This is a genomic window from Sandarakinorhabdus sp. (genome assembly GCF_040398645.1).
GTDB lineage: Bacteria > Pseudomonadota > Alphaproteobacteria > Sphingomonadales > Sphingomonadaceae > Sandarakinorhabdus.
This window is the reverse complement of record NZ_JBBATR010000052.1, coordinates 3,540-10,025: the sequence shown is the minus strand read 5'-3', so window position 1 is coordinate 10,025 and position 6,486 is coordinate 3,540. Positions and strand designations below refer to the sequence as shown.

The following is a 6,486-nucleotide window of genomic DNA, read 5'->3' as shown; positions in this document are numbered from 1 at the left end:
TGGCCACCGTTTTGCCCACCGTTCTGGTAACCGACCCCCTGCATCAAGCTGCGGTAGCGTGAACGCAATTCGTTGCGCTCGCTGGGCTGCATCGGGCCATTGGCGGAATATTGTGCTTCCAATTGCACGATATCCTCATAGTCGCCGCGCATGTCGTTTGCGTCGACGCGGCTCAGCGTGCCATCGCGCACCGCGGCATCGATCCGCGTCTCGAATTGGCCGCGGCGCTGTTCGAACGGCCGGTAGCCCTGATTCCAGTTGGCTTCCAGCGTCTGTTCGGCGGCCTGATCGGTGTTGCCGAATATGTTGCCGAACAATCGATCAAGGAAGCTGGCGCTCGGCTGCGCATTTTGCAGCTGGCTTTGGGCGGGGGCCGACAGGGCGGCAATCACCAAAGCGGCGCTGGCCGCAGCGGTGAACAGGCTGGATTTGTGCATGGGAATGGCCTTCGTGACAGTTACAGCCCAATCAGGCTTGCAATTGCCAAGCGCTCGGCGGCCCCGAAAGTTCCCTTGGCGCCGTTCAACGGTCGCGCGTTTCCCCGTCGGCCGGCGTGATCCCGTAACGCGCCACCAGCTTCCACACGTGCGGCGGAATCATGTTTTTCATCATGGCCGGCGCTTCGCGGCGCAGGTGCAGCACGGTTTCGATGGCCTTCATCTCCAGGCGCGTGCGGGCGAATTCCTTGCCCTTGGGGCCGATGATCGGCATCAACGCGCCCACAATGGGGCGCACCCATTTGGGCATGCGGCGCAGCGGCAGACCGCCGGCGGCACGCTCGGTGTTGGCCATGAAGCCCTTCACCGGCCCGGCGCGTTTCGAACCGTCCGGCTTGCCCCCCACAATTCTACCATTGTCGTCCGGCGCCGCCAGCGCCACTTCATCGCCCAGCAGCGCCAGCAATTCCGCGCCGCGATCGTTGCGCACCAGCAACCATTGCTCGCCGGTGCCGCCCATATAACCGACGGTGATATCGGCCAGCACATTGGTGTAATCCACGCAGGTGCGGCAGGTGAGCGGGAAGAAATCCGGGCGCAAATCACCCAGCGGCAGCATCAGGAACGGCACTTGCCTACGCTTGCCGTCGTCAAAGCGCAGCTCGACATGATAATTGGCCTTGAATTCCAGATAGGTGATGCTGCCGGGCTTGTCGGACAGCAGGCTGAGAAATTCGTGGAAATTTGCCGTCGTGGTGTTGTCGCTGCACGGCGTGCCGATCACGTAAATCCGCTCAAAGCCCAGCTTGGCCTCCAGCCGCCTGAGCGCGTGGATCTGGCAGGGGATGCCGACGATGGCGATGCGCTTGAAGCCAGCCGCCCGCGCCGGCTCCAGCAGCGCCAGCAGCGGCGCGTAGCCCATGCGCATGCCGCGCACTTGTGCCATCGCGGCGGCCTGCGTGACGATCACCGGGCGCGGTTTCCACTTGTCGTCAGGGTCGGGCGCCATGGCCAGCACCGCCTCCACCGCGCCGGTTTCCAGCAGGCGTTCACCCAGCCGGCTGGTGATGCCGGTCCATTGCGCGCCTTCGCTCGGGGTTTTCAGGCGGGCCTTGGCCATGCGCTGAAACGGGCCGAAGAACAGCTCATCGGGGCGGGTTTCGTCGCGGGCGCGGCCGTGGACCTGGGTTTCCATGGCGGCATAATCGGGCTTGATGAACTGGCAGGCGGTGCCGCAATCACCTGGCGTGGCGGTGCGCGACACGCCGCAATCGGTGCACAGGCCGCGCGGCGCAGCGGGCGCGAAATCGGGTGCGATCACGGCTGGGTGCTGCTGAGACAATATCGGTTCCTGAATGATTGCAGCCTGTATGCGCGCAGCGATAGCGCGCGGCATGCCCCATCCGCAATGACTTACATCTTCAGCGGCGCGCCATAGCCGGTCAATTCCAGATAGCCGCGCCCGCCCGGTACCGTTACCGCGCCTTCCCAATAGAGCGGCCCGCCGCCCATGCGGCTATCGAGCTCCTGATCCGGCATCAGCGGCGTCACCGCAATCTGCTGCCAGCGCCCCCCCACGCGATACGCCACCATGGGCCGTACTGGCCAGCGCGCCTTGCTGCGCGGGCTTTGCCACCAGCCGGCGGCCTGCCAGCGCACATCGGCCGGCGCCAGCACATGGATCCGCCCGGCAGCATCACGGTGGCTGCCGCCCGCCCACACCGCAGCGCCGGCCGCATCGCGCACCCGAAACAGGGTGAGCGCAGCCCCATCATCCAGATTGAGGCCGAGCCAATCCCAGCCGACAGCGCGCGGATTGAGCAGGGTGGACGACCATTCCCGGTCCAGCCACGCCTGCCCGGTCACGGCGCGTTTGCCGGCTTTGTCCGTCAGTTGCCCGCTCACGCGCAGGTGCGGCCAGCTGTAATAATGGCTGGCTTCGGAAGGGTTTGGCCCTTTCTGGCTGTAACCACCCTTGCCCTGCAGGATCACCGCCTGAGTGGGCGTAAAGGCCAACGCCAGCGCAAAGCCATCGCCGGCCACGCGGGCATGCAGACGGCCATCGGCGCTGCGCCACATGCGCCAATCATCGACAGCGACATCCATATCGCCCACCCGCGCCTGCGCCAGCCCAAAGCCGGCGCGGGCGATGCGCGCGGCGTGGCGCAATTGGCCGTGGCCGGGATCAGACAGGGCGGCATGGGCGAAAATCACCTGACGCGGCACGAAGGCGGACGGATTTTCGGTGTCCAGATCAGGTTTCGTGCGGAAAAACGTGATCTGAAAGCCGCGCTTGCCCTGCGGTGTGTCCAGCCAGCCGGTGACATACCACCATTCGGTGCGAAAATCGGGATGCGCGCCGTGATCGGCCGGGAAGCGCAGCGCCGCGCCCGGCCGCACCGGCGCAAATGTTGCCGCCATCATCAGCGGCAGCATCAGCAGCAAGACCAGCCGCCGCATCACCAATCCGCCCGCACCGCCAGCAGCGCGCCTTCACCCAGCGCGCGCCGGCCGGCCACCACCGCCGTGCCCGCCGCGCAAGCGAGCAGCGCCAGCACCAGCCCGCCCAGCACCGGCCACGGCAGCGCGACGTCCATCGTCCAGTGAAAGCTTTGCGGGTTGATCACGCGCACCAGCACCATCGCCATCACCAGCCCCAGCCCGCAGCCCGCCAGCGCACCCAACGCGCCCAGCCCGCTGCCTTCCAGCGCCAGCATCGCCAGTATCTGCCGCTGGGTGACGCCGATGTGGCGCAGCATGCCGAATTCGCGCATCCGCGCCAGCACTTGCGCCGAAAAACTCGTGGCCACGCCGGCCAGGCCGATCAGGATGGCAATGGCTTCAAGCGCATAGGTGACGGCAAAGCTGCGATCGAAAATCTGCAGCGCCACGCGGCGCATTTCGGCCGGGCGGCCAAATTGCGCCTGGCCAACCAGCGCCGCCGGCAGCGCCCGGCGCAGCGCCTGCTGCACAGTGACTGCATCGCTACCGAGGCGCACATCAAACGACACATCGCTGGCGGACGCATCACCGGTAAAGCGGCGATAATCCGCCAGCGGCAGCGTGATCGCGCCCCATTGCCGGGCATAATCGCGCCAGATGCCGGCCACGAACAACGGCCGCACCGTGCCGCCGATCACCACATCATGCACCTCGCCGGGCTGCCAGCCATACAGCCAGGCCAGCGGTTCGGAGATCGTCGCGGCGCTGCTGCCGGCCGGCGGCGGACGATCTGTTTGCGCCACCAGTGGCATGCTCGCCTGCCCGCCTTGCGCCAGCAGCGCCACGCCCGGCCGCTGCGGATCGATGCGGATCGTCTGCACGCGCTGAAACCGCACATTGGTCACGCCCGGCACCGCCGCCAGCCGGGCCTGATCGGCCAGCGTCAAGCCGCCGGTGTCGGACGCTTCGAGGTGCAGATACAGATCGGATGGCAGCACCGCGATCAGCCAATCGTCAACACTTTGCCGGAAACTGGCCACCATCACCGCCATCGCCACCATCAGCGCCGTGGACGCCACAATGCCCGACAAGGCCAGGCTGGCCGCCTGCGGCACACCCCACAGCCGGCGCACCGCCAGATCAATGGCCGGATTGGCGCTGCCCGCCCGCGCCAGCGGTGCCAGCAACGCCCGCACCAGCGCCGGCATCAGGGCGACGCCGCCCGCCAGCAGCAGCGCCATGGATGCATAACCCAGCAGCGGCAGGCCGAAAATCGGCGGTGCCAGCGCCGCGAGGCCGCCCGCCGCCAGCAGCGCCAGCCCCGGCCAGGCCAGCGGCGGCCGTGACGGATCAGGCCGCTCCCCCATGCCCTTCAACGCCGCCGACGGGCTTTGCCGCGCGGCCTGCAAGGCTGGTGCCAGGCTGCCAGCCAGCGCCGTGACAATGCCCAGCCCGCCAAACACCAGCGCGGCGAGCGGCGGAAACGCCAACCGGGCCGTGGCGCCGGAAAAATAGCCGCCACCAAGGTCACCGCCAAATTGCGCCACCACCAGCAGCGCCAGGCCATAGCCCAGCGCAATGCCCGCCGCCGCGCCGGCCAGCCCCAACGCCAGCCCTTCGATCAGCAATTGCTGCACCAGGCCAGCGCGCGGCAGGCCCAGCACCGCCAGCAGCGCAAATTGCGGCTGCCGCCGCGCCACCGAAAGCGCCTGCGCCGACCACACCAGAAACCCACCGGTCAGCAGCGCCACCAGCGCCAACATGCCAAGATTGACCCGGTAGGCGCGGCTGAGCGCGTCTGCGCGGCTGGCTTCATCCTCCGGCGTGGCGAGCACGGCATCGATCGGCAGCGCCGCTGCAATCGCCTGCCGCGCGGCGGCCGCATCGACGCCTTCGGCCAATTTCAGATCCAGCCGGTGCAAACGGCCCAGTTGCGCAAAGCGCCATTGCGCGCCGGCAATATCGATCACCGCCAACCGCGCGTCCTCGCTGCCCGGCAGCAGGCCTGCCACCTGCCAACGCACTTGCGTGCCGGCGGCGGTAAAGCCGAACATGTCACCCACCTTCACGCCAGCCGCGCGGGCCAGCGCCGGGGACAGCCACAGCAGATCACCTTGCATCAGCGGCCGCCCGCCGATGCTGGCGGCCATCGGCGCGGCCAGACCGGGCGTGACCTTTGCGGCGCGCAGCATATCGATGCCCAGCAGCGTAAAGCGCCCGCCGCGCCCCGCCGGCGCGCCCGGCCGCACCAATTGCCCCCAGCTGGCCTGCAATTCCACCACCGGGCTGATCGCGGCCACCGCGGGCAGCCGGGCGATGCGCGGGTACAGGGCCTGATCAAAGCCCGCCGGGCTGCGCGCCCGCACGGTCAGATCGGCGCGGCCCTGCACATTGGCCACCGCCCGGCCAAAGCTGGCCAGCGCCGCGCTGTTGACCAGATGCACCGCAAAGCCCAGCGCCACGCCAACGGCTATCGCCAGCACGGCAACAGCAATGCGCAGCGGCTGCGCGCGCCATTCGCCAGCGAGCAGCCAGCGGGTGGTGACAGGCAGGATCGCAGCCATGGCCGGCGGCTCAGGCCGCTGCACCGTGGGTTGCCGCAAGCCCGGCAGCCGTCAATCGCACGGTGCGCGTGGCGGCAGCGGCCACCATTTCGCTGTGGGTGACAATCAGCACCGCAGCGCCTTCATCACGGGCCTGCGCCAGCAACAGATCGAGCACGCGGCGCGCGGTTTCGGGATCGAGATTGCCGGTCGGCTCATCGGCCAGCACCAGCGGCGGCGCATGCACCAGCGCGCGCGCAATCGCCACGCGCTGCAACTCGCCGCCCGACAGCACGGCCGGCCAATCGCCGCCGCGCCCCGGCAAGCCAACTTTGGCCAGCATGTCGTGCGCGCGGGCCAGCGCACCCTGCTGCGCGGCGCCGGCCAGCACTAGCGGCAGCGCCACGTTGCGCGCCAGATCAAGGTGCGGCAGCACGTGAAAGGCCTGGAACACAAAGCCCAATTGCCGGCAGCGCAGCGCCGCGCGGCCGGTTTCATCCAGCCCGGCAATATCGCGGCCGGCGATGCTCACCTGGCCCGCATCAGGCACATCCAGCCCGGCAATGATGTTGAGCAAGGTGGATTTGCCCACCCCCGATTCGCCGGTGATCGCTACCACTTCGCCGGCGGAAACAGACAGGTCCAGCGCGGCAAACAACTGGCGCGGGCCGCCAGAGGCAGGAACCGATTTGGCCAGCCCGGTCGCAAGCAGGATAGGCGAGGACGACAGCGATTCAGGCGGCGGCGCAACCATGATTCAATGACAGGCCGGATTTGGAAGCATGGCTCCGTCTAACGCACCGCGCCCGCGATGATAGCCCGTGTGGCACCATGCCCACCAATTCTAACGCGGCCGCTGGCCGGTCAGTCCTGCTTGGCAAACAGATTGGCGGGATTGCGCATGGCCTTGAACTCCAGCGCGTTGCCAGCCGGATCAAACAGGAAAAACGTGCCCTGCTCACCCGGTTTGCCGGCAAAGCGCACATGCGGGGCCAATTCGAACGCCGCGCCGGCCGCAGCAATGCGCGCGCCCAGCGCTTCCCAGGCCGGCCAATCCATCACCA

At 68.1% G+C, this 6,486-nt stretch carries 5 protein-coding genes and 1 pseudogene; all 6 read right to left on the bottom strand.

Translation table 11 applies throughout. The features are described from left to right. Positions 1–437 (bottom strand): hypothetical protein (locus tag ABWP50_RS10785; protein ID WP_353217989.1); only part of this gene is annotated, 437 nt, incomplete at its 3' end. 85 nt (positions 438–522) lie between these two features. Beyond that, positions 523–1,779: a Coenzyme F420 hydrogenase/dehydrogenase, beta subunit C-terminal domain gene (locus ABWP50_RS10780; RefSeq protein ID WP_353217988.1), complete on the bottom strand. Its 1,257-nt coding sequence runs from the start codon at positions 1,777–1,779 to the stop codon at positions 523–525. Positions 1,780–1,850: 71 nt separating this feature from the next. Then, positions 1,851–2,897, bottom strand: a complete 1,047-nt coding sequence (locus tag ABWP50_RS10775) for a lipocalin-like domain-containing protein (RefSeq protein WP_353217987.1) — start codon at positions 2,895–2,897, stop codon at positions 1,851–1,853. After that, entirely contained in the window at positions 2,897–5,443 is a 2,547-nt protein-coding gene (locus tag ABWP50_RS10770) for an FtsX-like permease family protein (RefSeq protein ID WP_353217986.1), read from the bottom strand. The genes ABWP50_RS10775 and ABWP50_RS10770 overlap by 1 nt, the downstream gene beginning before the upstream one ends. 10 nt (positions 5,444–5,453) lie before the next feature. Next, positions 5,454–6,176, bottom strand: a complete 723-nt coding sequence (locus tag ABWP50_RS10765) for an ABC transporter ATP-binding protein (RefSeq protein ID WP_353217985.1) — start codon at positions 6,174–6,176, stop codon at positions 5,454–5,456. 110 nt (positions 6,177–6,286) lie between these two features. Next, a pseudogene (locus ABWP50_RS10760) lies at positions 6,287–6,486 on the bottom strand (VOC family protein); the annotation flags it as partial.

Excerpts from the sequence above, each read along its gene's own strand:
- ABWP50_RS10775 (WP_353217987.1), bottom strand. The coding sequence starts at position 2,897 with ATGCGGCGGCTGGTCTTGCTGCTGATGCTGCCGCTGATGATGGCGGCA.
- ABWP50_RS10770 (WP_353217986.1), bottom strand. The coding sequence starts at position 5,443 with ATGGCTGCGATCCTGCCTGTCACCACCCGCTGGCTGCTCGCTGGCGAA.
- ABWP50_RS10765 (WP_353217985.1), bottom strand. The coding sequence starts at position 6,176 with ATGGTTGCGCCGCCGCCTGAATCGCTGTCGTCCTCGCCTATCCTGCTT.